Annotated in this window: 22 protein-coding genes; 18 read left to right on the plus strand and 4 right to left on the minus strand. The window is 64.6% G+C overall.

Going from position 1 to position 26,410, the window contains the following annotated elements:
• The first annotated feature begins 47 nt into the window (after nucleotides 1-47).
• Complete coding sequence (locus P0Y59_00100; GenBank protein WEK00140.1) at nucleotides 48-1,172, plus strand: nickel/cobalt efflux transporter; 1,125 nt, start codon at nucleotides 48-50, stop codon at nucleotides 1,170-1,172.
• A gap of 13 nt (nucleotides 1,173-1,185) precedes the next feature.
• Nucleotides 1,186-1,452 carry a metal-sensing transcriptional repressor gene (locus P0Y59_00105; GenBank protein ID WEK00141.1) on the plus strand — a complete coding sequence of 89 codons (267 nt, stop codon included), beginning with the start codon at nucleotides 1,186-1,188 and terminating at the stop codon, nucleotides 1,450-1,452.
• A 59-nt stretch (nucleotides 1,453-1,511) separates the two neighbouring features.
• Here P0Y59_00105 and P0Y59_00110 read toward each other — a convergent pair whose 3' ends face one another.
• A complete protein-coding gene (locus P0Y59_00110; GenBank protein WEK00142.1) occupies nucleotides 1,512-2,000 on the minus strand; it encodes a MucR family transcriptional regulator in 489 nt (162 codons plus the stop codon).
• A 552-nt stretch (nucleotides 2,001-2,552) separates the two neighbouring features.
• On the opposite strand from P0Y59_00110, the gene P0Y59_00115 reads away from it, so the two are divergent.
• The 3 genes from P0Y59_00115 to P0Y59_00125 all read left to right on the plus strand — a co-directional run bounded on the left by P0Y59_00115 (nucleotide 2,553) and on the right by P0Y59_00125 (nucleotide 5,256).
• Nucleotides 2,553-3,245, plus strand: coding sequence for a response regulator (locus P0Y59_00115; protein ID WEK00143.1), 693 nt, complete (start codon nucleotides 2,553-2,555; stop codon nucleotides 3,243-3,245).
• Nucleotides 3,246-3,307: 62 nt separating this feature from the next.
• Nucleotides 3,308-4,447: an ATP-binding protein gene (locus P0Y59_00120; GenBank protein ID WEK00144.1), complete on the plus strand. Its 1,140-nt coding sequence runs from the start codon at nucleotides 3,308-3,310 to the stop codon at nucleotides 4,445-4,447.
• 185 nt (nucleotides 4,448-4,632) lie between these two features.
• Nucleotides 4,633-5,256, plus strand: coding sequence for an outer membrane beta-barrel protein (locus P0Y59_00125; GenBank protein WEK00145.1), 624 nt, complete (start codon nucleotides 4,633-4,635; stop codon nucleotides 5,254-5,256).
• Between the two features lie 103 nt (nucleotides 5,257-5,359).
• On the opposite strand, the gene P0Y59_00130 is transcribed toward P0Y59_00125, so the two are convergent.
• Nucleotides 5,360-5,620, minus strand: a complete 261-nt coding sequence (locus P0Y59_00130) for a hypothetical protein (GenBank protein WEK00146.1) — start codon at nucleotides 5,618-5,620, stop codon at nucleotides 5,360-5,362.
• 99 nt (nucleotides 5,621-5,719) lie between these two features.
• On the opposite strand from P0Y59_00130, the gene P0Y59_00135 reads away from it, so the two are divergent.
• The 6 genes from P0Y59_00135 (at nucleotide 5,720) to P0Y59_00160 (ending at nucleotide 17,101) form a co-directional block, all read left to right on the plus strand.
• Nucleotides 5,720-6,391 carry a response regulator transcription factor gene (locus tag P0Y59_00135; GenBank protein ID WEK00147.1) on the plus strand — a complete coding sequence of 224 codons (672 nt, stop codon included), beginning with the start codon at nucleotides 5,720-5,722 and terminating at the stop codon, nucleotides 6,389-6,391.
• Nucleotides 6,388-7,398, plus strand: coding sequence for a HAMP domain-containing sensor histidine kinase (locus tag P0Y59_00140; protein ID WEK00148.1), 1,011 nt, complete (start codon nucleotides 6,388-6,390; stop codon nucleotides 7,396-7,398). Before P0Y59_00135 ends, P0Y59_00140 begins: the two co-directional genes overlap by 4 nt.
• 180 nt (nucleotides 7,399-7,578) lie before the next feature.
• Nucleotides 7,579-13,614 carry a hypothetical protein gene (locus P0Y59_00145; GenBank protein ID WEK00149.1) on the plus strand — a complete coding sequence of 2,012 codons (6,036 nt, stop codon included), beginning with the start codon at nucleotides 7,579-7,581 and terminating at the stop codon, nucleotides 13,612-13,614.
• The gene (locus P0Y59_00150; protein ID WEK00150.1) at nucleotides 13,611-15,353 is read left to right on the plus strand and encodes a hypothetical protein; all 1,743 of its coding nucleotides are present in this window, start codon (nucleotides 13,611-13,613) and stop codon (nucleotides 15,351-15,353) included. Before P0Y59_00145 ends, P0Y59_00150 begins: the two co-directional genes overlap by 4 nt.
• Complete coding sequence (locus tag P0Y59_00155; protein WEK00151.1) at nucleotides 15,353-15,892, plus strand: SCO family protein; 540 nt, start codon at nucleotides 15,353-15,355, stop codon at nucleotides 15,890-15,892. The genes P0Y59_00150 and P0Y59_00155 overlap by 1 nt, the downstream gene beginning before the upstream one ends.
• 6 nt (nucleotides 15,893-15,898) lie before the next feature.
• Nucleotides 15,899-17,101, plus strand: a complete 1,203-nt coding sequence (locus P0Y59_00160) for a c-type cytochrome (protein ID WEK00152.1) — start codon at nucleotides 15,899-15,901, stop codon at nucleotides 17,099-17,101.
• A gap of 53 nt (nucleotides 17,102-17,154) precedes the next feature.
• Here P0Y59_00160 and P0Y59_00165 read toward each other — a convergent pair whose 3' ends face one another.
• Entirely contained in the window at nucleotides 17,155-19,602 is a 2,448-nt protein-coding gene (locus P0Y59_00165; GenBank protein ID WEK00153.1) for a TonB-dependent receptor, read from the minus strand.
• Between the two features lie 363 nt (nucleotides 19,603-19,965).
• Here P0Y59_00165 and P0Y59_00170 point away from each other — a divergent pair, with 363 nt between their 5' ends.
• From P0Y59_00170 to P0Y59_00180, 3 genes are all read left to right on the plus strand, one after another.
• A complete protein-coding gene (locus P0Y59_00170) occupies nucleotides 19,966-20,319 on the plus strand; it encodes a hypothetical protein (protein ID WEK00154.1) in 354 nt (117 codons plus the stop codon).
• 183 nt (nucleotides 20,320-20,502) lie between these two features.
• Nucleotides 20,503-20,727 carry a hypothetical protein gene (locus P0Y59_00175; GenBank protein ID WEK00155.1) on the plus strand — a complete coding sequence of 75 codons (225 nt, stop codon included), beginning with the start codon at nucleotides 20,503-20,505 and terminating at the stop codon, nucleotides 20,725-20,727.
• Nucleotides 20,728-20,787: 60 nt separating this feature from the next.
• The gene (locus P0Y59_00180; GenBank protein WEK00156.1) at nucleotides 20,788-20,988 is read left to right on the plus strand and encodes a hypothetical protein; all 201 of its coding nucleotides are present in this window, start codon (nucleotides 20,788-20,790) and stop codon (nucleotides 20,986-20,988) included.
• Between the two features lie 6 nt (nucleotides 20,989-20,994).
• Here the strand turns inward: P0Y59_00180 and P0Y59_00185 are convergent, their stop codons facing one another.
• On the minus strand, nucleotides 20,995-22,578 hold the full coding sequence (locus P0Y59_00185) for a sulfatase (protein WEK00157.1): 1,584 nt from the start codon (nucleotides 22,576-22,578) through the stop codon (nucleotides 20,995-20,997).
• Nucleotides 22,579-22,853: 275 nt separating this feature from the next.
• Here P0Y59_00185 and P0Y59_00190 point away from each other — a divergent pair, with 275 nt between their 5' ends.
• Genes P0Y59_00190 through P0Y59_00205 form a run of 4 tightly spaced genes read left to right on the plus strand, consistent with a single transcriptional unit; the run spans nucleotide 22,854 to nucleotide 26,408 of the window.
• Nucleotides 22,854-23,771 (plus strand): alpha-L-glutamate ligase, encoded by a 918-nt coding sequence (locus tag P0Y59_00190; protein ID WEK00158.1) that lies wholly within the window; start codon nucleotides 22,854-22,856, stop codon nucleotides 23,769-23,771.
• Complete coding sequence (locus P0Y59_00195; GenBank protein WEK00159.1) at nucleotides 23,768-24,781, plus strand: LLM class flavin-dependent oxidoreductase; 1,014 nt, start codon at nucleotides 23,768-23,770, stop codon at nucleotides 24,779-24,781. Before P0Y59_00190 ends, P0Y59_00195 begins: the two co-directional genes overlap by 4 nt.
• Nucleotides 24,778-25,749 (plus strand): ATP-binding cassette domain-containing protein, encoded by a 972-nt coding sequence (locus tag P0Y59_00200; protein WEK00160.1) that lies wholly within the window; start codon nucleotides 24,778-24,780, stop codon nucleotides 25,747-25,749. The genes P0Y59_00195 and P0Y59_00200 overlap by 4 nt, the downstream gene beginning before the upstream one ends.
• Nucleotides 25,746-26,408, plus strand: coding sequence for an ABC transporter permease (locus P0Y59_00205; GenBank protein WEK00161.1), 663 nt, complete (start codon nucleotides 25,746-25,748; stop codon nucleotides 26,406-26,408). The genes P0Y59_00200 and P0Y59_00205 overlap by 4 nt, the downstream gene beginning before the upstream one ends.
• Nucleotides 26,409-26,410 lie beyond the last annotated feature (2 nt).

The raw sequence follows: 26,410 nt of genomic DNA on the forward strand, positions 1-26,410 counted from the left end.
CTCAATATCAGTTAGACTCATCCCCTCCAGGGGGATAGGTCATGCAAATGACCTCTTTCACAGATCTGCTCCAACAGGGCGCTGCGCACGCCTGGCTGTTCGTCCCGACCGCGATCCTGCTCGGCGCGCTGCACGGGCTCGAACCCGGTCATTCCAAGACGATGATGGCAGCGTTCATTATCGCGGTGAGGGGGACCGTGAAGCAGGCCGTGCTGCTTGGCCTTTGCGCGACGCTCTCCCATACGGCCATCGTCTGGGTCATCGCACTGGGCGGGCTCTATCTGTGGCAGGGGCTCGCACCGGAAAGGATCGAACCTTATCTTCAGGTCGGGTCTGCGGTCGTCATCATCGCGATGGGGATTTGGATGCTCTGGCGGACGCGCCGTGAGCAGGGTTTTTCGGCGATACACGATCATGCCCATGGCGATCATAGGCATGAAGAGCCGATCCGGATCGATACCGGGCACGGCGTTTTGCGGCTGGCAGTTTTCGAGGAAGGTGTGCCCCCGCGATTTCGGATCACGGCGGAGCGCGGTCGCCTCTGGCCCGCAGCAGAGGTGACCCTCGAAACCGAACGGCCTGACGGGGTACGGGCGGCCTACAGCTTCGTCCAGCGGACTTGCTTCCTCGAATCCCGCGAAGCGATTCCCGAGCCGCATGAATTTGTCGCGCGCCTTCACCTTGCTCATGGCGATCATGGGCATAGCTACGACGTGGCGTTCGTCGAGCATCATCATGGCCATGATCCAATGCATGAAGGATTGCGAGGTCTGGATCTGACCGCCGGCTACCAGGACGCCCATGAACTTGCCCATGCGGACGACATCCGCCGCCGCTTCTCCGATCAGTCAGTCACTACCGGGCAGATCGTTATTTTCGGTCTTACCGGTGGCCTGATTCCGTGCCCCGGCGCCATCACCGTCCTGCTGCTGTGCCTGCAACTCAAGGCTTTCACTTTGGGTGCCGCCCTGGTGTTGTGCTTCAGCATCGGCCTAGCGCTGACGATGGTGACATCAGGGGTGATAGCGGCGATCAGCGTCAGGCAGGTTGCGCGGCGATTCAGCGGCTTTGGCGAGATCGTTCGAAAAGCACCCTTCGTTTCGGGCGCTGTTATTGTGTTGATCGGTCTCTACCTTGGCGTCAACGGATGGCTTCATCTGCCGACGACATGACCAGGGAATTGTTATGAGCCATGCATCCAACCCGGACCTGCTCAATCGTCTGAAACGGGCGCAGGGCCATCTGGCCAAGATCATCACCATGATCGAGGAGCATCGGGACGGTTTGGAAACCGCCCAGCAGCTCCAGGCCGTGGTCAGCGCGCTCGACAAGACCAAGACCCTGCTCGTCGCCGACCATATCGAGCATCATCTCGAGGACGTGGTCGGTCCCTTGTCGCGTGACGCACGGGAGAAGCTTTCCCGCCTGACCGATCTTGCCAAATATCTCTAGATGCGTCTGGCGAGGACTGGCTGGCAGCGCCCGGTTGCTGACCGGACGCTGCCGTGGAGTCAGGAAAATTTGGCGTGCAGCGGCGCGCGCTTCGGCTTTGCGGCTGGCTTGGCTCGCCGACCCTTCTGGCCAAGGCCGATCTTGTGCGCCATCGCGCGGCGCACCTCCGAATAGCTCTCGGCTACCATCGGATAATCGGGCTTGAGGTTATAGCGTTCCCGATATTGCTCCGGCGTTAGTCCATGCCCGGAAAGGTGGCGACGCAATGTCCTGTAAGGCTTGCCGTCGATCATCGAGATGATGTGATCTTTCGACGCCAGGGATTTGCGTACCGTGACCGCGGGCGTGAATTCCGGCTGGGGAATTTCATCGTCCTGAACATCCGCGGGAGCGGAGGCTCCTTGCCCCAGTTCGGTAAGGGTCGCGTGCATGGCATTCAGGAACGCCGGCACATCATCGGCCGACACGCGGTTGTTCGGATTGCCGAGCCAGGCAAGGGTCAATTCCGTTGCGAGTTCGACGGCGTTCAACGAGATTTGGTCAGACATTCTGGATCCTGGTCAATGGGAAGCGCGCCAAAGCGATGGCGACCTTCAACTATAATTCTCCCGGAGAACTAGTTCATGTCGCGGATAGCGCGAAGAATCAACTCTAAAAACGTTGGTAGGAACCTTTGGATTCTTAAATAACATGTATTCCATCTCGCCATCAGGCCAGCAACGCTTGTTCGCGAGGATCGCGCCCGCATCCGATTGCGCGCTGTCGATATTCAGAAAGCCCTGACCCCTGGGCGCATAGTAATCCCGCACGAACGGGCTGCGTCTGCGCAGGAAGTCCATATGTCCTAAGCGTAGCCTGCACGATCGTCCGGCACCGTCCTTTCATGAACTTCATGGGGGAAAAGGCGATGAAGGTGGGACTGTTGCCTGGAGAGATGCTTGTCGACGCGAGCGTCAGCTATGCGATCCGTGAGAGGTTGCGGTTCTGACGCCTCGGAGGGCGACATGGACGATCGCCTCCATCATTTCTCCACATGATCTTTGCGCATCCCGCACAATCAGGACACAGGATCGCAAACATCCTTCATTAGGCAGAATATCGTGGACAATGCCCTGATCCTCATTGTCGAGGATGAACCCGAAATCGCCCACATCCTGCGCTCCTATCTGGAACGCGAAGGATTCAGGACAGTGACCGCCGAGGATGGGGCGGCGGCGCTGGTTCATCACCAGTCGTTGCGGCCCGACCTTGTGCTGCTCGATGTCGGGCTGCCAAAACGGGACGGCTTTGCGGTGCTGGCCGATCTTCGCGCGCGGGGCTCGACGCCGATCATCATGACGACGGCACGGGCCGAGGATCTGGACAAGCTGTCGGCGCTGCGGATCGGTGCCGACGATTATGTCGTGAAACCGTTCAATCCGCTTGAGGTCGTCGCGCGGGCAAAGGCGGTGTTGCGACGCACGGGCGGCGCCAACCCCGATCAGTCATTGATCAGGTTCGGGGCACTGCAACTCGATACCTTGAGCTATACTGCGGCGGTGCAGGGCGATGCGGCCATCATTCCGCTGGATCTGACACTGACCGAATACCGGCTGCTCTCGCACCTGCTTCGCGCGCCGCGCCGCGTTTTTCACCGCGCCGAACTGGTGGATGCGTGCTTGCCGGAGGGCAATGCGCTCGAACGGACCGTTGACAGCCATATCAGCAACCTTCGCCGCAAGCTCGATCGGGCCGGCATGCCGGGGCTCTGCGCCGTAGTGCGGGGTGTCGGCTATCGGCTGGCCGCGTCATGATTGCCGCCTTACGCACGCGACTGACCCTTCGCCCGCGTGGTCGGTGGCCTATCGCGCGCCAGTTGGCGACGGGGTTGGTCGTCATCGTCATCACCAATTGCGCGCTGATCTTCGTTGCGATGACAATATGGAGCAGCAACGAAGAGCGCCGGATCAAGGAAACGGCGTCGCCCGTCGTTCAGCGCGCTCTCGCCGCGCTGGAAGCGGGCCGGGTGCCCGAAATCGAGGGCCTCGATAAAGTCATAAAGGAGACGAACGAAATCACGGAATCGCTGAATCAGCGTGGCAACAATGCCATCCTGATCTGCCTGCTGATCATGGCGGTAAGTGATTTCGTCCTTGGCAGCATTTTGCTCACCAAGCTGGGGCGCGGCTTGAACGACGTTGCATTCACTGCCCGGCGCGTAGCCGATGGCGATCTGTCGGCGCGCGCGTCGCTGGTGCCATGGGCCTCGGTCGAGGAAGCGGAACTCATCGACGATTTCAACGCCATGGCGCAATCGCTGCAGCGCGCTGAGCGGGAACTGGCGGAAAGCACGGTGGCGATCGCCCATGAATTGCGCACACCGCTTACGATCTTGCGCGGACGCATCCAGGGCACGATCGATGGCCTGTTCGCCTGCGAGGAAGAAGAGATGCGATGCCTGCTGTTGCAGGTGGAGGGACTTGGGCGGCTGGTCGATGATCTGCAGACGATCAATCTGGCGAAATCGGATCGCATGTTGCTTGATCCGGCCCATATCGACCTGGCGCTTGAGGTGGAGCGGCTGATTGCCCTCGTTCGGCCCGATCTGGAAGCAGCCGGGCTGGACCCGGTGCTTGATTTACGGCCGACCCCCGCGGTCGCCGATGCCGCACGGATCCGCCAGGTGATCGGGGCGGTTCTGTCCAATGCCCAGCGTTACGCTGCGGGCAGCGGCCCGTTGCGCATTTGCACTGAGCGGCGGGGCGGGTGGGCAGTACTCGAAATCGTCGATCACGGTCCCGGGTTGCCGGCGGGCACCATGGATATGGCCTTTGACCGGTTCTGGCGCGCCGAGGCGTCCCGCGCGCGGCATAGCGGGGGCAGCGGGCTCGGCCTTTCGGTCGTACGCGCCATTGCCGAAGCCCATGACGGAACCGCGACATTGGCGAACCATGATGGGACCGGCACGATCTTCACGCTGCGTCTGCCGGCGGGTGTCGTTTCCGATACGCTTTGATCAACGTCAGCTGCCGGCATCGGGAGCGAAGGCGCCTCGATGTCGCGCCGCCGCGCCTGCCCGTGTCGGCAAAGAACCCTCTCCACTGAATATTCATATCCGGCCGACCGAATCTGGAGAGTCGGGCCCCATTGCGGTCGTGCCGGCCGGCATAGTGTCAGCAGGCCATCCCTGGGAGTATCACCTTGAAGTCCATCCTTAACAGTTCGCTTGTCATTCTGCTGGCCGGCGCATCCGTTCTCTCCGTGCCGGCGCGGGCGCAGGATGCAGAGTCGATTTCCCGGTTCGCAGGCGCGCACGTCACTATCGAGGGAGGAATCGTCGACAATCATGTCCGTCAGCCAGGCGCGCCCTCGACGAGCGGCATGAAGCATTACGCCAATTTCGCGGCGGTTCGTGGCGCCATTGGCTATGATATCGCGCCGGTGAACGGCCTGATCGTCGGTGTCGAGGCGGGGATCGGGACTACGGGGCGCAGCTTCAATCAGGCTTCGATTGCAGGTGGACGTTATCGTTTCAAACCCGGCCTGACCTATGACGTGACAGCGCGCATTGGCCTCGTGCCGGTGGCAAACGTGATGCTCTACGGTCGCGCTGGGTATCGCCGGATGCGCAACGAGCGGGAAATCAGCGGGCAGGTCGCCGGCAACGGTATCACGAAGCGGAAAGATGGTGGTTTCACTTATGGAGGAGGCATCGAATATGCCGTGTCGCGGGAGTTCTCGCTTCGCGCTGAAGTCAACCGGACGAAATTCGACAAGAACATGAGGCAGAACCGAATTTCGGTGGGTGGATCGTTGCGCTTTTAGTGCTTGCTGACGGCGCGCCGGTTCGGTGCGCCGTCGACCGCATTCTGTGCCGAATATTCGAAGCCCCCTCGTCGAGGCCGCTCGCGCGGGGTTCGATGATCGTTCATCGTCTTGTCGCTATCGAATGATAAGAATAAGGTTGTTGGCGAATAACAATCGAGTCCGCGGCAAATGCAGGATAGACCGGTAGCATGATCTGTCCCATCACCGGGCAATAGATATGTTGAGTCGGCGGGCGATCAACTGGAAGGCGCGAGCGGAAGCGCTGCCCGGATGTTTTTCCGCCCGGCACCCGAAAGGGAGGTAGCGTGAAGATCGCAAGAATTCCCATGTCGTCGATATCGAACCGCGTAACGATCGTCATGCTCCTCCTTTTCGTCTCAGGCTGGTTCATCGCGCATGCGCTGCGATTGATCTGAAGCGATGGGCGTCATCTGCGTGCCCAGCCAATGGCGTTCCGATCGTGCGCCTGCTGGTTGTTGAGGACAATGAGCGTCTCGGAGAATTGCTCTCGGAAGCGCTTCTTCCACTGGGATATTGTGCCGATCATGTCGTTACCCTGGCGGATGCGGAGGCAGCGCTGGCCGTGGCACAATATGATGCCATCATTCTCGATGCCGGCTTGCCGGACGGCGATGGCTGCGACTGGCTGAGCAAGCATCGCGGCGGAACATTGCCGCCCACGATCCTGCTGACCGCACGCGGCGGATTGAACGATCGCATAGCTGGCCTGGATGCCGGCGCCGACGATTTCCTGTGCAAGCCGTTCGATATCGGGGAACTCGCCGCGCGACTTCGCGCGCTGTTGCGCCGCCCCGGACGGCGAACCGATCCGGTCATCCGGGTTGGGCGGCTTCGCTACGACAGCGCTTCCCGGTCCTTGCGGATCGATGATCGGCCGGTGGTCCTTACGCGTCGGGAAACCGATCTGGCCGAGATATTGATGCGGCGCGCGGGCACCGTCACCGAACGGTCGATGATCGAGAATGCGCTCTACAATCTGAGCCAGCCTGCCACGGAGAATGCCGTGGATGCCGCCGTGTCGCGGTTGCGCCGCAAGCTTGACGAGCACGGGGCGGGCGGGATGCTGGTGACGTTTCGGGGCGTCGGTTTCCTGTTGCGGGATGACGGATGACGACCACCGGCTCGCTGTTCGACCGGCATCGGCGGAGGACGATGCAGATCGGGGGTGTTGGGGCGGTACTGCTCCTGCTGTTCGTGGTACTCGATTTCGAACTGTTGTTCGGGGGCGGTACGCGCAAGCTCGGCCTTCCCGGTATCGCACATGAAATCATCGATCATGTCGCGGTGCCGTTGCTGGTGCTGACCTATCCGACCTATCTCTTCACCCAGTGGCTGATCGCCTCGGCGTTGCGTTCATTTGGCGATGCTGCGGGCCGGATCGAACTGGTCGACGGGCATCAGCGCGGTTTTCGCGTCGATGCGCGGGGCCTCCCCCTCGAAGCCATGCCTTTTGTCGATGCCGTCAACGCACTGCTTGCCCGTCTCGACGAAGCCGCGGCACGGCAGGAAATGTTTGCCGTCGATGTCGCGCACGAACTGCGTACCCCGCTCACGGTCGCGCGACTGGAGATCGATCGCCTTGGCGACCCGACCCTGCTGCGGTTGCGCGGAGACCTTGATGCGATGGCGCGGCTGGTGGACCAGCTGATGATGATGGCTCAACTGGATGCGGCGATCGCCGCCGCCACCGCTGCGGAGACGGTCGACCTCGTGAAAGTTGCGCGGGCGGTGATAGCGCTGGTCGCGCCGATGGCTGCGATGGAAGAGCGAACGCTTGGCCTGGAGGTTTGCGAGCCGGTCAGCCTGCCGGGATACGGGCAGGTGATTGCGGCGGCGCTGCGCAACCTGGTCGAGAACGCCATCCGCGCCACTCCGGCCGGCGGAAGCATCACTGTCTTTGTCGGGCCTGGTGCTCTGCTCCGTGTGCGCGACGAGGGGCCGGGGTTGCAGGTGGATCAGCTGAAGACGCTCAGCCGGCGCTACGAACGCTTCGATCATGCAAACGTCCATGGGGCGGGACTGGGTCTGGCGATCGTGGCCAAAGCGATGGACATGCATGGGGGGGCGCTCGGGACTGATCCGAAACGGTGCGAACTCCGCCTCGAATTCGACAGTTGATCGTCACACGTCAGACTGCGGTCAGACTGGGTCGCTAGGGATCGTCAAACGTCATGAGTCGTCGGGAGATCGGCGATTGGGCGCATCGACAGGCCGATGTGTCAGCGAACTCCATGTGGCGGTCCGTCAGGATCGCCGCTCGTACCGCGTTACCAATTTCGCGCCACCAAGGGGGGTCGGATGGGAAGCCGTTGGCTGTTACGCGCCGTAATCGCGATCCTGGCATTGGGTTTCAGCGTTCCCGCCATCGCGCAGCGATGCACGCCCCAGAACACGATCGTCGCGCGGGTCGCCGCGATCGACCAGGCCTGGGCCTGGAATCGCTACGGTGCCGTCCAGCCGCACGGCATGATGTTCGTGTTGAAGCGCGACCTGTGGGTGCTCGACCAGGCCACGCCGGACGGTGCCCGCGCCCCGGCTGCGGGCGAAGCGCTGTCGGCGGGCAAGGTGACCTTACGTCCGGGCAAGCGCCCGCGCCCACTGACGCTGCGGGTCAACAAGGGCGACTGTCTCGAAATCGAATTCACCAACCTGCTCGACAAATCGCGCCGCAACCATTTCATGACCGCGCGACCTGAGCACGCGGTTTGCCCGCCGCGCCCCGGCAACGCAGCCGTTGGCGAGGAGGGCTGCGGCGAACAGCCGGCGGAGCGCATGGCTGGCCTGCATGTCACGGGGCTTGCTCCCGACGCCAAGATCACGGCGATGGCGCAGCACGTCGGCGGTAACCCGAGCTCGCTCGTACCGCCCGGGGCCACCACGACCTATCGCCTGATTGCTGAGGATGAAGGGACCTTCTTCGCCTACAGCCCCGCCGCGACGATCGGATCGGACGGCAATGGCGGGGCGATCCACGCCGGCCTGTTCGCGGCTGTGACGGTCGAGCCAACCGGGTCGATATGGTACCGGTCGCAGGTGACCGAGGCCGAGATGGGCAAGGCGGCCTCCGGCACGTCGAGCGCCGGCCATCCGTTATTCGCCAGCTACGCGCCGTTCGCGATGCTTGCCGGGCGGGAGCTCATCCATAGCGACCTGACGGCCATCATCGACCTTTCCAGGGCCGAGATATCCAGCGAGTTTCGCTGCCTCGACAGTGCCGGCAAGCCATTCCCGGTATGTGGTGACCGCCGCAAGCCGTTCCGCGAATTCACCGTCATCTTCCATGACGAATCCGGCGCGGTGCAGGCGTTCAAGGAATTCGACGCACCCGATAGCGCGCCGGTCGCGGAACGCGCGCTGGCCCGCTCGTTGCACGGCGTACGCGATGGCTTCGCCATCAACTACGGCACGGCGGGCGCCGGTGCCGAGGTGATGGCGAACCGCAAGAAGCTTGGCCCGGTCAAGGCCTGCGTCGATTGCCAGATGGAGGAGTATTTCCTTTCATCCTGGGCGGTGGGCGATCCGGCGATGGTGGTCGACAAGCCAGCCAACATGCAGGCCAAGGGGATGCCGTTCGACGGCTTGCCGGCCGAACGGGTGTATTTCCCGGAAGACCCGTCGAACGTCTATCACAGCTATCTCAACGACCGGGTGGTCATCCGCAATATCCATGCCGGGCCGAAGGAGCATCACGTCTTTCACCTGCACGCTCACCAGTGGTTGCAGGTACAGGCCAATGCGCGCGCACCCTATCTCGACAGCCAGACGATCGGGCCGGGAGGGGCCTATACCTACGAGATCGCCTATGGCGGCAGTGGCAATCGCAATCGCACCGCCGGCGACTCGATCTTCCATTGCCACTTCTACCCCCATTTCGCGCAGGGCATGTGGGCGCTGTGGCGCGTGCACGACGTGTTCGAGCCTGGGTCGAAGCTGGATTCTCTCCGGCCGGGCGAATCGCCCTTCGCGCCCCGGCGCGTTGCCGAGGGGGCCCGGGCCCTGCCCGACGGCGAAGTGGCGCGTGGTACGCCGATTCCAGCGCTGGTGCCGTTGCCGGCCACGGCGATGGCCCCCGTCGCCGGACCGGTGCGTATCGCGAGCGGCCAGGTCGATCCGGCGAGCATCGATCCCAATCGTCACCCGGGATACCCTTTCCACGTGCCTGCACGGGCCGGGGGGCGCCCGCCGGCACCACCGCTCGATATCGCCCATGATACCGCCGGCCAGCCGATCGACGGGGGGCTGAAGCGGCATATCATCACCGCCGGCACGACAACGCCGACGGCTTTTCCGGCAACGCTGCCGCCGAGCCTGGTGAAGGAATATCAGACGCTGACGCCGCGGTACCTGCCCGAGGACGGCACGCCGCAGGAGCAGGCGGCGATGAAGTTCCACGCGCAAAGCCATGCGAGCTTTCGAGCCGACGGGGCTGCCGCCACCTTCGTGACCAATGGCCTGAAACCAGCCCCCGGCGCCCCCTTCGCCGAACCATGTTCCGATCCCAACGCTCCGACCCGGCGGTTCCAGATCGGCGTGTTCCAGTATGACATGATCCTCAACAAGAAGGGTTGGCACACGCCGCAGGCCCGAATCCTGGCGCTGCGCGACGACATCCTGCCGACCATGTCGGGTGATCGCTTGCCCCAGCCGCTGTTCTTCCGCGTCAATTCGGGCAATTGCGTTGTGGTCGAACATACCAACGTCGTGCCCAAGAAGATGAAGCGCGACGCTTTCCAGCTGGAGGTGCCGACCGACATCATCGGGCAGCACATCCATCTCGTGAAGTTCGACGTGCAGGCTTCGGATGGTGGCGCCAACGGCTTCAACTATGAGGACGGCACCCCGGCCGCGCAGGAAGTCGTGGCGCGCATCGTCGCGATTCGCCGCGCCAATGGCTGTACCGGCAGCGCGGTGCGGCTCGCCGGGGATACGCGCGCGGCAACCGGGAGCTGTCCGATCGCCGAGCCTCATCCGTGGTTCCCGAGACAGACCGAATGGGTCGGCGGACAGGCGACGATCCAGCGCTGGTATGCCGACACGCAGGAGGCGGCCGAGCTCGCCAGCGGAAAGACCTTCGACAAGACGCTGGAGACCGTGTTCACCCACGACCATTTCGGTGCTTCCAACCATCAGCAGGCGGGGCTCTATGCCGGCCTGATCGTCGAGCCGGCGGGCACGCGCTGGTTCGATGCGCTCGGGCGCGGCGGGATGACCGAACTTGGCCGGGGGCGGCGCGACGGAGGGCCGACGAGCTGGAAGGCGATGGTCGTCGGCAATCGCAAGGAAGACAATTTCCGCGAGTTCGCGCTTGAGTTCCAGGACTTCCACATGGCCTTCACCAGGAAGGACCAATATGCGCGCCAGTCCGACGGCTCGTCGGTCCAGGTGAACGGAATCAACGCGCCGCACCAGGTAGCCGATGCCAATGTGGGCGATTATATCGGTTCCAGCCTGCCGCGCCTGGTGAAGCACGAGTGGCTGGACGGTAGCGGCTGCCCGTCGGGCACGATCCCGTGCGCGCCCGAGATCGTGTCAGCGGACGATATCGGGGTGATGAGCGTCAATTATCGCTCGGAGCCGCTGCCGCCCCGGCTGTGGGACGGCAGCCAGATCGCGCAGGCCGGCGGGGTGGCCGGCGATCTCGGCCATGTCTTCCGCTCCATTCCCCGCACCGATGCCGACCTGAACCAGGCGATCGACAGCTATCCGCTGGTGAAGGGCGTGACGCGTTCGACTTGGCCGCTGCCATCCCCGGGCATGCAGCCGGGCGATCCGTTCACCCCGCTGCTTGAACTGGTCGAGCGTGAACCGATGCGGATCCGCCTGCTGGCCGGCGCGCACGAGCATGAGCACAGCTTCACGATCAACGGCCTGACCTGGCGCAACGCGTCGCACGAGCCCAATTCGGGCTATCGCAGTTTCGTGGGCACTGCGCTGTCCGAACATTTCGAGTTCAACGGCGTGCTCGACATCCCGAGCAGCCTCGCGACCAGGGAGACTCCGGCGAGCTTCAAGCAGCTTGATCACCTCTATCGGGTCGGCGCCAGCATCGAGGATGTGTGGTACGGCAATTGGGGTATCATTCGCAGCTATCGCGAAGCGACGCGCCCGACGCACCTGTCGACGCTGGCCGACGCCGCACGCCTTGCCGATCAGCCGGAGCAGGATTCGGTCAAGGCGCTCGAGACCGATATCGCGAGGACGGTGGCGGCCGGCGAGGAGGAGATCGTGGCCGGCTATCGCGTGGTCGATCCAGCCTATCTGCAGGGCTTCATTGCCGATGTCGCGCGTCTGGAGGCTGAATTGCTTGGCGAGGCCAAGTCATTGGGCATCGCGGTACAGGTCGGGACGTTCCGTGGAACGACCGCACCACTCGCCGCCCGTGAAGAAACCGGGCGGCAGGACCGTGCCTTCAGCACGGCCGACGCCGTGGCGATCGCCGCACGGTCCGAGGCCCCGGGGCTGACCAGGTCGGCGGCGGTGCCCGCTCGTTTCCGCAGTGCGGCCCGCGCGGCGGAAGCCGGCGGCATGGCGACCCCGCCGATCACCGATGATGGTTATTATCAGCAGGCGGTGCTCGAGGCGCAATATGAGGAAGCCGTCGAGACGCTGCATGCCGTTCGCCTGGATGCGGCATCGTATCTGCTCGACCGGAGCCGCGTGCCGGCCATTCCGGCCGAGCGGGCGAATTTCTCGTCGGAACGCTTCAGAACCGCTGCCTTCGCCACTGCGCTGACCAACGTCAAAGCGCAGACGGCGCGTTTCGCGACGCTGCGGCGGCAATTGCCGCGCTTCGTCGACCACGATGATCCGCAGTCGCTGCCGGTCTGCGCGCCCGACGCGCCGACCCGCTACTACTGGATCGCGGCCGTCGACGCGAAGACCGCGCTGACCGACGGATCGCTGATCTATCACCGCTTCAAGCCGGGAACGACCTTCGCCAATCCTGCCCGCAACAGCAACGACAGCTGGAAAGCGGCGCATGACCCGACGGGCCTGCTTTATGTGCGTGTCGTCGACCTTGATCCGGACACAGGCAAGCTGCGTCCCGATCGCAAGATCGAGCCGCTGATCCTGCGCGCCCGGGCTGGCGAGTGCATCAGCGTATTGCTCAGCAACGACATGACGCCGAGCGACATGCCGAGCTTCGCCAATCTTCCCAACATTGCCGAGGGTTTCAACATCAACCAGTTGCGCACCACCGAGCGGGTCGGCATCCACGCCCAGTCGCTGCGCAAGCATGTCGGCACTAACGACGGCATCAATGTCGGCGGCAATGCTGTCCAGACGGTGCTGCCGGGCCAGTCGCGTCGCTACGAATGGTATGCCGGCGTGGTCGACTGGCAGGATCGGACCAAACCCAAGTTCCAGCCGGTCGAGTTCGGCGCGCTGAATCTGATGCCGGCCGATCCGATCAAGCAGGGAGGGAAGGGCTTGTTCGGTGCGCTCATCATCCAGCCTGCCGACGCTGTCTGGGGGTTCGATACGACCCCGTCCGAACTTTTTTCCAACAACGCCATTCCGCTGGCGACCCGGGCATCGGCTGTCGTGTTCGGCGAAACCAGGCCCTATCGCGATTTCGTTCTGGTCGGTCAGGACGATGCCAATCTGCGTCTGGCCGGCACCCGGTCGCCGCGATCCGGCCTGCTCGACCCACGGATAGGAACCGGTCTGGTCCTCAACCCCGAGCTTATCAGCCGCATCCCTTCGAGGACTCCGCGGATTCAGCCGAGGCGCCTCGCGTCGACCACCATCGACGAGCCGGTGCGCCGGGTCGCGCAATGCGTCGGTGCGGCCGACGATTCGATCAAGACGATGTGTGAGGTAGCGGACGAGGAGGTCGATGCGGTCGATGCCGGCCACAAGGCGTTCAACTATCGCAGCGAGGCTGGCTGGATGCGCCGTATTCACTCAGCCGCGATGCCGCGTTCGGTGACGATACTGCAGCGCCAGCACGACCTGTTGTCCGACAGCTTCAACGGGATCAACAGCCGCAACCAGACACCACGCTTCTGCGCATTGCCGGGCGATCCGGTGCGGATGCGGGTGCTGTTTCCCAACGGCCATGGCCGCAATCACGTGATCGAGGTCGCGGGGCATAGCTGGGATGACCAGCCGTTCGTGAAGAATTCGACTGAGCTCGGCACCGATCCGCTCAGCCAGCATCGGGGCTCGCAGGATGTCGTCGGGCCGGGCAGCCACTGGAACATGCTGCTCGCACATGGTGCCGGTGGCAGCGGCAAGGTGGAGGGCGATTATGCCATACGCGACACCTATAGCTGGGGCTTCGACGGCGGCTTGTGGGCCGTGCTCAGGGTGAACCGGCAGTGCGAATGATGCCGTGGAGTCGGCTCCTGCTGCTTCCCCTGGCCGTCGCGCTGATCGGTGCTGGACCTGAAGTCAGGATAAGCGGCGGCGGCGACGGCATTGCAACGGGCAAGCCGTTGCGGCTGAGCGTGACCACGGCCGCCCGGTCATCGGCGGGCAACAGCGCCCAGCCGCCCTTTGCCTGGATCGATTTCGACGAGACGATCGATCCCGCCGCCGCGTCCTGCGAGGCGCGGGCCGATCGGTTGCTCCAGAGCGGCCCGTTGCAACCCGCGGCGCGTGATTTCAACGCGATCCATGTCGTGACCCTGGATGCCGCCGGCGCGCTCCACGTACTCGACCCGCGCAACGGCATTCGCGGTGCACGGTCTCTGGCCCATGTCGAATTCGGCTCGGCGCCGTCGGCATGGCATTGGGCGGCTGCCGACGGGTTGATCTGGGCGGCGTTGCCCGATGCGGGCAAGCTGGTCGCGGTCGATGTCGCACGCTGGCAGATTGCTCGCACGGTCGAGGGGCTTGGTCCGGTGCGGATGCTGCGCGGGGCCGAGGACGGCAGTTTGTACGCGATCGCTCCCGGGACTGGCGTGCACCGGGTGGATGCGCGTGCGGCGCAGTTGATGCCGGGGACCATAGATGTCGAGGCGATCGTTCCGGGCGACCGCGATGAGATCTGGCTGATCGGCGCGCGGGGCGTGCGGTTGATCGGCGGACATGGTCGCGTCGCGATCGATCGGGACCTGCGCGACGCGGCATGGTCGCGCGCTGCCGATCGGCTGATCGGGCTCACCCGCGACGGGGCGGTCGTGATGATCGCGCGCACCGGCGTGGTTTCGGACGTCAGGGATATGCCTGCGATGGGCGCTCCCAATGGGCAGTTGTGGTTGTCTCCGGATGGCCGGGTGGCTGTAGTCCATGATCGTGGCGGCGCCGCCTTGCAGGTGGTCGATCTGGAAAAGGGCGCTTTTGCCCGGACGATCGCCGTCGACCGGCCGGTCAGCCTCGCAGCATCGGACAGTTTTCTTTTCGTGCGGAGCGAGGGCCGGGGGGAAACGATGGTGCTGCCGCTGGCCGAGCTGGCCCGCCCCGCCGGTGGTGGCCCGCGCTGGATCGCCGGCGGTGAACCGGTTTCGGCAACACGCGCGAACGCAGCGCTGACTGCTTCCGCCGATGGCCTGGCTGCCTGGTCGGATGCCGAACAAAACCTCATCTATTTTTACCATGAAGGGATGAACATTCCGTCGGGCACGCTGCGCAACCCCGGCCCGCCGCCGGATCGCCTGCTGCTGGTCGGGCCGACGATCCGCCCGGTGGCGGCCGGCCGGTTCGAAGCCGGTTTCCGGCTTGAGCGGCCGGGCCGCTACGTCGCTGTGGTCATGGGGACCCAGCCGCGATTCGTACAATGCACGGCGTTCGAGGTGCGCGGTCCGGCAGTACTGGCGGTCGACGAGCGCGAAGTGCGGCTGACCCTCGTTTCCGCCGCCGATCGCGTAAGGCTGGGCGAGACGGCGGTGGTGCGATTCCTGCTTGATGGTGCCGAGGAGCCGCCCGTCCAGATCGGCGTGCTGGTGATGAACGCCAGCGGTGTAGGGATTCAGCGCCATTTGGCTGCGATGCGGATCGACACGGGGGTGTTCGAGGCAAGGGTGCCGATGACCGAGGTCGGCGCTACCCTGGTGATGCCGGATCCGGTCACCCTGCCGGCCAGGATGGCGGGGCGGCCGGTCGCGACGATCAGGGTGGAGCCATGATGCGCATCATGATGGCGGTTGCGGCGATGTTCTCGATGGCATTGCCGGCGTCGACCGACGGAGCCTCTGCGGCCGGGCGGCCCAATCCGCCGACGATCGACCAGTCGGGTGCCAGGCGGTCGTTTCAGCAGGTGCTCGACGGGCAGGTCACGGTGCTGCACTTCATGTATCCGACCTGCCCCAGCTTCTGCCCGGTTTCGGGCGAAATGTTGTCGCGCACGCAGGACCTTCTGATGAAGGCGCGACCCAACAAGGCATATCGCATCGTGTCAGTATCGATCCTGCCGCGGGAAACCACGCCCGCGCGCCTGACCGGGTGGCTGCAAAAGCACCGCGCGAAGCCAGGCTGGGTCGCCCTGTATGTCGGGCCCGGGGATATTGGCGGCCTGATGCGCTATTATGGCGAAACCGCGATCGACGTGCAGCTTCACTCCTCGCAGGTGCTCGTGCTCAACAGTCACGGACAGCTGGTCAAGCGCTTCGACGATCTGCCGCACCCCAGTCAGCTCGCTGCCGCCGTCCGGTTCGCGGCGCGCTAGCCGGGCATGGGGCTGCGACTGCTGGTGGCCGCGATGCTGCCGACGCTTCTGGCGCTGGCGTCCGCTGATCCGCGCGAGGGCAGACGCATCTATTTCGGGTTGAACGGGGCGGGGCAGTCCTGCGCGTCCTGTCACGGCGTCGCCGGGCAGGGAGGCAATGAGGGGGGCACGGCAATTCCCGAGATACGGTCGCTATTTTCCGGTCGAAGCCCTTATGCGGAACCCGGCCGACTGTGCCGCGCGCTGATCTCCGGCATGGCTCCCGATGGTCGCGCGCTTTCGCGATCGATGCCGCGTTTTTCGATCTCGGGCGAGGATTGCCGGGCATTGGTGGCCTATCTCGCGGGCCGTGAGGATCGTGCCGTGCCGGGCGTGGAAGACGCGCGGATCGTGGTCCGCATGGCGCCGACACCGGCCTTGCCCGCCCACCGCCGCTGGCATGATGTGCTCGCTCGGCGTTTCGATGCGGTCAACCAGGCCGGCGGTGTATTCGGCCGTCGCATCGAACTGGTGGAGGGCGTTGGTCCTGCTGCGTTCCTGGTCGCGCTGCAACCTGCCGACGGACTGGACGACGACACAGGAGTCCGTATCGCGCTACGTGACGCCGGCAATGATCCGGCGACCCGTGGCGTGGAAGCGGGCCAGGACAGCGAACTCGCGGCGCTGTTCGGATATATGAAAACGCTCGGCACCGAGGGGCTGGTGTGGATCGACGATCAGCACCTCGGCCCTGGCATCGAGGACGTCCGGCTGCTTGCGATCGCTGAATCGCTTGAGGTGCAGGATCGCGATCATTGCGCAATGAAGCCGGCCGACGCGGTGATCATCCTGTCGGCGGCAACGCCGCTGCCGCCGGGCTGTGCCAATGCCACGCGCCTCTATGTCAGCTTGCGCGGGGTGCCGATCGACCTGATCCCGGTGCTGCTGCGCTCCCGCGCGGCGGGTCTTCCCATCCATGCCTTTGCCGCTCTGCCTCTGGACGATGCCTTTTCGGTCGTGCCCGCGCTGGTGGCGGATGCCATTGTCGAGACGAGCCGGCATATGACGGCGCGCCCGTCCGAGCCGCGGATGCTCGTCGCGCTGGATACCGCCTGGCGCAAGGTCGCCGAGGACCGGAGGTCGCTGTTCGCGGGGGTCGCGCTGCAACAGCTGACCTGGCCGGCGCTTGCTGCAAGCCAAAGCCCTGAATGGAAACCGGTCGGGCGATGACGAGGATGCCGGCGGCGGACCCTGCGGGGCCGCCAGCCGGATGCCGCGTGCCGTCAGAACCGCTTGCTCAGGACCAGGCCCACTGTCCTCGGATTGGGCGGATTGTTATAGGGATCATACCCCACCACCCCGTTGACGACGCGGGGCGGTTGCCGGTCGAACAGGTTGGCGACGACAAGCTGCGCCTCGCTGCCGCTGAACAAGGGTGACACCAGCAGTCGGCGCAGATCGACGCCAAGGAACAGGGAGGCCGTCGTGTACGACCCGATGTTCCGGACCGGCTCATTGGGGCGGTCGTCCGTGAAGCCATCGACATAATTGACCACCGATCCGATCGAGAAAGCGCCGCGTCCCCAGGCGATGGTGCCGTTCAGCCGCAGGTCGGCCGGCTTCGCATACCCATCGAGCCGCGAAATCGCCGTCGAGCCGCCGGCCTTGAGATCGAGGTTGAGAATATATTGGCCGGTCAGGTTCACCATCGCCGTGCCCCCGAACAATGTGGTGCGATAGGCAAGGTCGAGGTCGAGGCCGTCGGTAGATTCGACGGCGAAATTCTGTGCCCTGATGTCGGCGATCAGCTGCACCCGGGACAACAGGCTGGCTGGCACCTGGCCCGCGTTGTCGAAGAAGGTGAGATCGCCGCCATTGATCGACGGCACTTCAGCGAACCGGCGGAAAACGGCCGGATTGTCGATGACCTGCTTCACCTGCGCCAGGCTTGGGTTAAGCGTGTTGAAGACCTGCAGGTCCTTGACCGAAAGGCTGTCGTCCGGCGACGGCGTCCCGACACGCCCTGATATCCTGATCCGGTAGTAACCGGCCTTTACGGTGAGATCGGGGATGAATGTCGGGGTGAAATCCACGCCGACCGTGAAGGTATCGGCCTTCTGGGTCTTGAGATCCGGGTTGGCGCCCGCCCGAAACATGACCAGCGCCTTGCCTGCCGGCAGGGCGGGGTTCTGATTCTTCGGGTCGAGGAATTTATAGTCATACAGGCCGAACGATACCTGCTCGGCGATGCCGATCGTGCTCCTGAACCGGGGCACGAGGAATGATCGTGCATAGGTTCCGCGCAGCGCGATGGATCGGTCGATTTGCCAGCGCAGCCCGATCTTGGGCGAGAGCGTCCTGTCGAAACCCAGATCCTCATATCGGGCGGCGGCGGACAGGATCAGCGACCGGATCAGCGGTACTCCCTGCTCAGTACCTACGATCGGCAGGTTGACCTCGCCGAAGACCGACTTGACCTTGCGGGTGCCGCCATTGCGGTTGAAGAAGATCGTCGCGTCGGTACGCAGCGTCTCGGCGCGATACTGGAAGCCGCCGGCGACCAGGATCGGCCCGGCCGGCAATGTCGCCAACGCGGTCTGGCCGCGCAGTTCAGCGACGAACAGCGTGTTGGTGGAATCGCGCAGGCTGGGCGAGCGCCCGACCCGGCTGGAACTGCTGTCGGTATGGGTGCGGTGATAGTCCATGGTCAGGTCCAGCGCCGTGGAATCCTTACCCTGCCAGTGGATGCCGTTATAGACCGATACGCCTGTGGTACGGGTCTTGAACTCCCGGTTGAAGGCCGGCTCGTCGAGAAAAATCTGACGTGAATTGCGGTCACGCTGGAAGCGGGAGGCGTCAATCGAAAAGGTGAAGTCGCCGGCCTCCTGCCGCCCGCCCGCATACAGGCCGCTGAGCCGCTCGTTCGGGAGCTGCGTTATCTGAAGCGCTTCCCCCGAGACATCGACCGGGTCGCCGATGAAGGGCGATCGTTTCTGGTACATCGCCATGCCGTAGATGGTGCCGCTGCCCCACGAATGCCCGGCAAGCCCGCTGATCTGCACGTCCTCCTTGCCGGTCCGTGTCGCGGTCGCGCCGCGGGCCTGAAGCTCGAGGCCGTGATCCGGCTTGCGGGTCACGATGTTGACGACGCCGGCAACGGCGTCGGCACCATAGGTCGCCGAGGCGCCGTCGGGGATGATGTCGATGCGTTCGATCAGCATCGATGGAATGGTCGATACGGTCGGCGCCTCGGTGAGGCCGACCGAGGGCATGCGTCGCCCGTTGAGCAGGGTCAGCGTGGCGTCCGAGGCAAGGCCGCGCAGCGCGAAACCGGCAAAGCCGTCGAACTGATTGTAGGTGGCGGCATCGCCAAGCGGGCTGCCGATGCCGGCGCCGGTCGTCGCGAACTCGCTCAGGTCGCCGGTGAAGTTCTGCGGTATTGTAAGCATATATTCGGACACCGAACCGGCACCTGAGTGCACGATATCCGCCTGGCCATAGGTAAACACCGGGCTGGCGACATATTCTTTCGGCAGGCCGCGGATCAGCGAGCCGGTGACCACGATATCGCCCTGGGACGCGCCGATATCGGGCTTCTTGCGGCGATCCGTTTCCTGTGGCGGGACCTGCTCATCGGCTTGATTCGCCGTTATTTCCTGCGCCGCAGCATAGGGTGCGGAGGCACCGACCAACGAGATCGCAGCGAACGCCTTGATTGCCAGATGACGCAAATCGTTTCCCCCCGGGAATGCATAATGATATATCATTACTTAATGAGGGGTGCCGCTATCGAAGCGCATCGGGGGTGTCAATCCTGCCATGCCCGTTTCGCGGGATGTTCCGACACAAGACCTGCGCAGTCCGGGGTATCCACTGCGGGGGACTGGTGCCCGGCAGGGGCGAGGTAGCGGTCAGAAAGGGCTTCGATCGCAGCGGTTCAACATGCGGGAAGCACCGCTTCGGGAAACACAGCTTTTCCGCGACGCGTACCACGCCGCGACGATGCTTTCGTCCGATGGGCGACCTATCTGTGCAGGGAAGCTGGCTCACGCCCGGACTGCATTTTCGCCAGACATCAGCGTCAGGAACATCATATGAAGAAGATCGGATTTCTTTCCTTCGGCCATTGGTCGGCGTCGACGCAATCAGCGACGCGCTCGGCATCCGACGTGCTGCTGCAGTCGATCGATCTCGCCGTGGCGGCCGAGGAGCTTGGCGCCGACGGGGCCTATTTCCGCGTGCATCATTTCGCGCGCCAGCTGGCCTCGCCTTTTCCGCTGCTGGCGGCGGTCGGCGCGAAGACCGAGCCGGATCGAGATCGGCACCGGCGTGATCGACATGCGCTACGAGAACCCGCTCTACATGGCCGAGGATGCCGGGCGCGGCCGACCTCATCGCCGGCGGCCGGCTGCAACTCGGCATCAGCCGTGGCTCGCCGGAGCAGGTGATCGAGGGCTGGCGCCATTTCGGCTACGCGCCAGCGGAGGGCGAGACCGATGCCGATATGGGTCGTCGCCACGCCGAGGTGTTTCTCGACCTGCTTAAGGGCGAGGGCTTCGCCCAGCCCAGCCCGCGACCGATGTTCCCGAATCCGCCGGGACTGCTCCGGCTTGAGCCTCATTCGAGCCGGCTTGCGCGAGCGCATCTGGTGGGGTCTGCGCTCGAACGCCACGGCGTCGTGGGCCGCGAAGCAGGGCATGAACCTGCAGAGCTCGACGCTGAAGGCGGACGAGACTGGCGAGCCCTTCCATGTGCAGCAGGCCAAGCAGATCCGCCTCTATCGCGAGGCCTGGAAGGAAGCCGGCCATCAGCGCGGAGCCGCGCGTCTCGGTCGTCGCGATCGATCTTCGCGCTGATGAACGACACGGACCGCGCCTATTTCGGCCGCGGCGACGGCAGCGACCAGATCGGCATCATTGACGAATATGCGCGCGATCTTCGGGCGCTCCTATGCGGCCGAGCCGGAGCGGCTGATCGAGGAGTTGCGCGCTGACGAGGCGATCGCCGAGGCTGACACGCTGCTGCTCACCGTGCCGAACCAGCTTGGCGTCGACTATAACGCCCATGTCCTCGACGCCATTCTGACGCATGTCGCGCCTGCCCTGGGCTGGCGGTGAGGCGTTTCACCCCGGCCGCAGCTTTTGCGCCAGCGCGGCGAGTTTCCCAGCTGGCGGGCGCAGAAAGCTGTCCGGGAAGGGGGCGCCCTTCGGCCCCTTGGGGTCGCGCAGGTCGTTGCGCTCGCCCGAGTCCGGGCTGAGCGGGATCTGCATGCCCCCGGATTCCTCCAGCCTGGCGAAGAGCTTCCTGCTCATCCGCTCGGCCAGCGCTTCATGGCCCGGCCGGGCGAGAAGATTGTCGGCCTCGCCGGGGTCCGCCTGGAGATCGTAAAGCTCGTCAATGTCCCAGATGCCGTGGAAATGCATATATTTGTACCGGTCCTCGCGTAGCGCGTGGACGGTCGGCGTCTGCGGGAAATTGCGCTCCCAATAATATTCGTAGAGTAGCTCGGTGCGCCAGGGGATCGTCCTGCCCTGTGCGAGGGGCATGGCATTGGCGCCCGCCATCGAGGCTGGTGCCTCAAGCCCTGCCACGGCGAGCATCGTCGGCGCCACGTCGATATTGGCGACGACCTGATCGACGGTTCCCGGACCGAACAAGGCGGGGCATCGCGCAAGCAGCGGCACGCGCATCGATTCCTCATAAGCGGTGCGCTTGTCGATCAGGCCATGCTCGCCGAACTGGAAGCCATTGTCCCCCATATAGAGGATCAGCGTGTCGTCGAGTTCGCCGCGCTGGTGGAGCAGGTCCATGATCCGGGCCAGACCCTCGTCCACCGCGAGCAGCGTTTCCATGTAGCGCTTGTAATAATCGGCGACGTCGAGCGTCCCGTGATAGGGATAGTCGACGCCATGCCAGCTGTTGCGCTGGTTCTCCACCCACATTGGCCGGCCCGGGGTTCCGGGCTTCATCGTCTCCGGATAGCGGAACGTCTCCTTGGCATAGCGGCCTGCGTGGCGCGGCGCCGGGATGAATTCGGAATGCACCGCCTTGTGCGCGAGGTGCATCATCCAGGGACGCTTCCGGTCGCGCTTGCCGATCCAGTCGAGCGCATAATCGGTCAGTTCGTCGGTGATATAGCCACGCTGCGGCACATGCCTGCCGTCGACATTGAGGCCGTCTTCGGTGGGCCAGTAGCTGCCCTGTCCCTTGAAGCTGACCCAGCGGTCGAAGCCCGGCTGTGGCGTATCGGTCTCGGCGCCCATGTGCCATTTGCCGATAAAGGCGGTCTCATATCCGGCCGCCTGCAGATATTCGGGATAATAGGTCAGGCCGGGCGGAATCGGGTGGTTGTTGTCGACCACCTTGTGCTGGTGCGCATAGAGCCCGGTGAAGATGGAGGCACGCGACGGCGAACACAGCGCCGTCGTGACGAAGGCGTTGCGGAAATGGACACCCTCCCGCGCAAGCCGGTCGAGCGTCGGCGTCTCGCCGAAGCTTTGCGTCTTCATGAACCCCATGGCGTCGAAGCGATGATCGTCAGTGAGGACGACCAGGATGTTGCGTGGACGGACGCCGGCGCTTCGTTTCAGCGTCAACTGCCTGCGCTGCTCGGGGGGCGTCGCCGCGCCTGCGGCCCAGCTGAACAGGCCGAACGCGCCGCCGCTCCCGGCAAGCAGAACGCCGCGGCGGCTTGGTGTGTCGCTCATTGGCGAAGCTCCTATATGCATCAGGGGCGGTCTCCCCGTCTGCCAGAGATAGTGGGGCGCCGCGCGTGAGGAAATCGGGACAATATCCCACTACATCGATAGAGATTGAAATCAATTTTAGCTATGGCCCGGAAAAGGCGAATCTCTCCCATAGCGATGACCGGCGCGCTATCCCGCCGCTCGACGACATTGGCCCGAATCCGTCCCGAGTGGCGGTAAAAGGCAAGAACTCGATGGCATGCCGGTCCTTGGGGCATGTCGCACAAAGGCACCGAATGACTGACCTAGCGATCGTCTATGAGCATCCCTCGTGGTTCCAGCCGCTGTTCGCCGCGCTCGATCGGCGCGGCATCGACCACGCCGCGCTCCATGCCGATGGCCACGCCTTCGATCCCGGGGACCGCACGCTCCCGGCGCCGGTCGTGTTCAACCGCATCGCCATGTCGAGCTTCCTGCGCTCGCCGGAACATCCGATCTTCTATACCCAGGCCCTGATGGCGCATTGGGCGTCCTCGGGTGCCCGGGTGATCAACGGCGCCGATACGCTCGCTGTCGATGCGTCGAAGGCGCGGCAGTTGTCGACGATCTCGTCCTTAGGCCTTGCCATCCCCGCGACACGAGTCGTCCGGCGAACGGCCGATCTGGCGGCGGCGAGCGAGGGGTTGCGCTTTCCCGTCGTCGTCAAGGCGAACATCGGCGGGTCGGGTGCCGGTATCGTCCGCTACGACAGCCGCGAGGCGCTGGCCGAAGCAGTCGCGGACCAGTCGGTCCCCGACAGCATCGACCGGGTGTTGCTCATCCAGGAATATGTGCCGGTGCGCGACGGCAAGATCACCCGGATCGAAACGCTCGGCGGTAAATTTCTCTATGCGATCGATGTCGATGGGGGCGGCAGCTTCGATCTCTGCCCCGCGGATGTCTGCCTGACCACGCCCGGCAAGCCGGCGATCGCCATCACCGAGGCCCGGGTCCCGGCGGAACTGGCGGCGGCTGCCGAGCGTATCGCGGGCGCGGCCGGGCTCGATATCGGTGGCGTGGAAGTGATGATCGACGATCGCGACGGAATCCCGCGCTTCTACGACATCAACGCGCTGTCCAATTTCGTCGCCAGCCCGCTCGACATACTCGGCTGGGATCCGCACGAACGGCTGGCCGACTGGCTGGAAGGCGTGATCCGGGAGGCGAAGGCGTGAGGTACGGCTACTGGATGCCGGTATTCGGCGGCTGGCTGCGCAACGTTCCCGACGAGGGCATGGAGGCGAGCTGGGACTATACGCGCGACCTGGCGATCCGTGCCGAGGCGATCGGGTATGACCTGACCCTCATCGCCGAGCTGAATCTCAACGACATCAAGGGGGTGACCGAGCCGGCGCTTGACGCATGGTCGACTGCCGCTGCGGTCGCGGCGGTGACCAGGACTCAGGAACTGATGGTCGCGGTGCGGCCCAATTTCCATCAGCCTGCCTTGTTCGCCAAGGCTGCGGCGAACATCGATCGAATCTCGGGCGGCCGGTTGTCGCTCAATGTCGTCTCCTCCTGGTGGGCGGATGAGGCGAAGCAATATGGCCTGCAGTTCGACCAGCATGACGACCGCTATGCCCGCACGGCTGAATGGCTCGATGTGGTGAGGGGCCTGTGGCGCACGGAAAGATTCAGTTTCGAGGGGCAATTCTACAAGACCGATCAGGCGATCTGCTCGCCCAAGCCGGTGCATGCGCCAGTGCTGTATGCCGGCGGCGAGAGCGAGGCGGCGAAGACGATGATCGCCGGGCGATGCGATGCCTATGTGATGCACGGCGACCCGGTCGAGGCGATCGCGCCCAAGATCGCTGACATGCGGGCGCGGCGGGCCGATGCCGGCGGCAAGCCGATGACCTTCGGTATGGCGGCCTATGCGATCGTGCGCGACAGCGAGGCCGAGGCGAAACGCGAGCTCGCGCGCATCACCGACGTGCGAGATCTGCCCGCAGGCTATGCGAATTTCGACCAGTGGCTGTCGGGCACCCAGCTCGAGCGTGAACTGAAGATCCAGGAATATTCGGTCTCCAACCGCGGCCTCAGGCCAAATCTTGTCGGCACGCCCGAGCAGGTGAAGGAACGCATCGCCGAATATGAGGATGCCGGGCTGGACCTGCTGCTGCTCCAGATGAGTCCCCAGAAGGAGGAGATGGAGCGGTTCGCGGCGCAGGTGATCAACGCATGATCCGACTGAAGGGTGTCCACAAGAAATTCAATGGCGCGCACGCAGCGCTCGCGGGTGTGGATCTGGACATTGCGCGGGGCGAGGTGTTCGGCATCATCGGCCGCTCGGGCGCCGGAAAATCGACCCTGGTGCGGCTGCTCAACGGGCTCGAACGGCCAAGCGCCGGCTCGGTCGAGGTGGATGGCGTCGATGTCGCGACTCTCGCGGGCGAGCCGCTGCGCGCGCTGCGCCGTCGGGTGGGCATGATCTTCCAGAATTTCGGGCTGTTGTCGTCGCGCACGGTGGCTGACAATGTCGCGCTGCCGCTTCGGATCGCAGGCATCGCACCGGGAGACATCGCGACGCGCGTCCCGGCGCTGCTCGATCGCGTCGGCCTCTCCGATCATGGCGCCAAATACCCCGCGCAACTCTCGGGTGGGCAGAAGCAGCGTGTCGGCATCGCCCGGGCGCTTGCGACAGGTCCCGACATCCTGCTGTGCGACGAGGCGACCAGCGCGCTCGATCCCGAGACGACGCGAAGCATCCTCACGCTGATCGCCGACCTCAATCGCGAGCTAGGCATCACCATCGTCCTGATCACCCACGAAATGGATGTCGTGCGCCAGGTCTGCGACCGGGTGGCGGTGCTCGACGCGGGGCGGGTGGTCGAACACGGGACCGTCGCCGATGTTTTCCTCTATCCCGAAGCGCCGGAGACGCGGGCGCTCCTCGCCGAGGCGGGCGAGAATATCGACAGGGGCTATGCCGAATTCGACGGGCTCGTGGTTCGCCTGACGTTGCGCGGCGATGCCCTGTCGGAACCGGTGCTGACGCGGGTAGCACGCGAAACGGGCGCCGATCTCGCGATCCTCGACGGTCGGATCGGCAACTTCAAGGACATGCGTTTCAGCCAGCTCACCCTCGGCATCAGCGGGGATACCGCCGCGGCGGTCGCGGCGCTTGAACGCTACGGGCAGGTGATTCGATGAGCGGCTTCCTCGGCAATGTCGACTGGCGCGAGATCGCGCAGGCCTGTCTGGATACGCTGGCGATGCTCGGCGGATCGCTGGTGCTGACGATCCTTCTTGGGCTGCCGCTCGGGATCATCCTGTTCCTGACCAGCCCGGGACAGGCCTGGGCGCACCGCGCGGCCAACGGCGTGCTTGCGCTCCTCGTCAACCTGCTGCGTTCGGTGCCGTTCATCATCCTGCTGATCGTGATGATCCCGGTGACGATGCTGCTCGTCGGCACGTCGCTGGGCGTGCTCGGCGCGATCCCACCGCTGGTCGTCGGCACCGCGCCCTTCTTCGCGCGCCTGGTCGAGACCGCGTTGCGCGAGGTCGATCGCAACACCATCGAAGCCGTGCAGGCGATGGGCGCGACGACCCGCGATCTGGTCTTCCGGGCGCTGCTGCCCGAGGCGCTGCCCGGCATCATCGCGGGGGCGACGGTGACTGCTGTCGCCCTGGTGTCCTTCACCGCCATGGCCGGCGTGGTCGGCGCGGGAGGACTGGGCGATCTCGCGATCCGCTTCGGCTATCAGCGTTTCCAGACGGATGTGATGGTCGTGACCGTCATCTTGCTCCTGGTGCTCGTCCAGTTTCTCCAGATGGCGGGCGACCGCCTCGTCCTTCATTTCAGCCGCTGACG

The organism is Candidatus Sphingomonas phytovorans (genome assembly GCA_029202385.1).
GTDB lineage: Bacteria > Pseudomonadota > Alphaproteobacteria > Sphingomonadales > Sphingomonadaceae > Sphingomonas > Sphingomonas phytovorans.